This is a genomic window from Collinsella sp. TM05-37 (assembly GCF_003436455.1).
GTDB lineage: Bacteria > Actinomycetota > Coriobacteriia > Coriobacteriales > Coriobacteriaceae > Collinsella.
On sequence record NZ_QSPN01000036.1, the window covers coordinates 1 to 1,640 of the forward strand.

The following is a 1,640-nucleotide window of genomic DNA, read 5'->3' on the forward strand; positions in this document are numbered from 1 at the left end:
TGGGCATCATCGGCGCGTTCTTCGGCGTGCTGGCGTAAGGGCCCGGCTGCATAGATTTTCGTTGCAACCTGGAAAGGGGATGGAGCAGGCCTATGCCCTCCATCCCCTTTTTGTATAGAAGGAGTTCGTATGTTCGCGAAGGATCGCGAAGCAATGCGCCTGACGCCGGCAGAGGTCAGGCTGATTCTTATTGAGTCCCTGCAGTGGTGCGCCAACAACGCGGTCTACTTTTTGGGGCTTATCGGTGCGGCCACGTATGATCTGGCTGGCACGGCCTTTTTGGTTGCCGCCATTACGCTCGTGCGCAATCTTATGACGTCGGTGGGCAATATGGTGTCGGGCTCGGTCATCGATCGCTTTGGACCGCGCCGGACGTCGTTTGTGACGTGCGTGATTACGGCAGTGCTATCGCTTGGCGTGGGGTTGGCGCCGTTGTCTGTCCCCGGGCTTGTGTTTGCCGCGTGCGTCTTGGGACTTGCGGGCGGCTTTATCAACACCTGCACGCATGCGTTTCCGGGATACCTGGAGTCGACCACCGAGGGCCGTACCCGCGTGAACGGCCTCATGGTGTTCTACAGCAATATCGCCTATACCGCTGGCCCGCTGCTCGGCGGTGCCATCGTGAGCTGTTTTGCCACGCAATCGGTCTATCTGCTCATGGCGGGCATGATGGGTGTGGCGGCCGTGCTCTCCTTGGGCTGTCACGAGTGTGTTGCTCCCGCAAAAGGGGAGAAGCCGAAGGGCGGTATTTTGGGCGGCATGGCCGAGGGTGCGCGACTTACGTTTCGCGACCACGACCTGCGCCTCATCTTTATCTCGGGCTTTTTGGGTTTCTTTGCGTTTGGCGCGTTCGATTCGCTGGAGTCGTTGTTCTATCGCGATGTGCTCAACGTGGATATCGTCTGGCTGGGCTGGCTGTCCTCGGTCGTGGGCCTCACTTCCTCGGTGGGCGCGTTCATCCTGACCAAGCTTTCTGCCCGCCATGTCAACCTGCGATTGCTGCTCGGCGCGCTCATGGCCGTGGGCATTGGGTCCATGGTGTACGTGGGCACCGATATGCTGGGGGTCGCGATTATCGGTCAGGCGATTAACGGTCTGGCCTGGGGATTCCTGGAACCGCTGCAGATGATCTTGATTCAGGAGCGCGCCGACATCAAATACCTGGGGCGCATTACCGGCTTTGTGCGTTTTGGCCTGATGAGCGCCGGCGTGCTGCCGCTGCTGGCGGCTCCGTTTTTGGCGGAGGCTTTGGGCGTTCAGGCGGTGCTGTTTGGGGCATCGACCATTATTGCGCTGGTAGGAACGCTGTTCTTTGTCACACAAGGGAGGCGCCAGAGGCGTTAGCTATACATTCAATTCTAATTTAATACCACTCACCAGAGAATTTCGACCGTTCACCGAGGATTGGAGCAGATTGATAAGTGGTATTAAAAACACATTAGGTGTATGTCTATAATTGGTATCGAAAAGAAACGCGATGTATAGAGTTGCGTGCAGGACAGAAAGGAAAAGCCATGAAGGAAACCGAGAAGATCGAGATCATGCACTTTAGCCAGGAGGGCTACGTCGAGGACGGCAAGAACGTCTACGAGGCCGGCAAGAAGATGACCGCGCTCGCCGACAAGGTCGCCGACGAGGGC

Annotated in this window: 1 protein-coding gene; it reads left to right on the top strand. The window is 57.6% G+C overall.

From position 1 onward, the window contains the following. The first annotated feature begins 129 nt into the window (after positions 1-129). Positions 130-1,344, top strand: a complete 1,215-nt coding sequence (locus tag DXD48_RS09935; RefSeq protein WP_195521868.1) for an MFS transporter — start codon at positions 130-132, stop codon at positions 1,342-1,344. Positions 1,345-1,640: the final 296 nt, after the last annotated feature.